Raw genomic sequence first — 525 nt, 5'->3', positions numbered from 1 at the left:
TTTTAAATCTTCTTCGTTACCGAAGTTCTCATCAATCTTGGTGAAATCGCGCGTCCAGTAGCCATGGTAAGCATAAAACGGGAATGAGCCACTATCGCCACCACCGACAAAGCCGTGCACTTGTTCAACGATTGGCGACAACCAAATCGCGTCTGTACCTAGGCTCTTGATGTAATCCAGTTTCTCAATTACACCTTTAAGGTCACCGCCGTGGAACGTGCCAACTTCATCTTTGCCGTCTTTTTTACGACCATAACTGTTGTCGTTACTTGCGTCTGCGTTGTTGAAACGGTCAACCATCACGAAGTAAATGTTCGCGTTTCGGTAATCAAATGGCACCGCTTCTTTGGTTTTCTGCACAGGCTCTAGCAGCACTAGGCCGCCTGAGTCTTTACTTGGCGTCAGTGATACTTTCTGCTCTTTCACTTCAACCATTTGACCTGAATAAGCATCGCGTAACTTGGTGCCTTCAGGAAAGCTATCCCCCACAGCGATCGTCACTTCACCGCCTTGGTAGACTTCACA

1 protein-coding gene is annotated in these 525 nt (G+C 47.4%); it reads right to left on the bottom strand.

Translation table 11 applies throughout. The features are described from left to right. A partial coding sequence (locus R7E78_RS30325; RefSeq protein WP_318059171.1) for an alpha-amylase family glycosyl hydrolase occupies positions 1-525 on the bottom strand: 525 nt, incomplete at both ends.

Source organism: Vibrio sp. YT-19(2023) (assembly GCF_033337395.1).
This window is presented reverse-complemented; position numbering and strand designations above follow the sequence as displayed.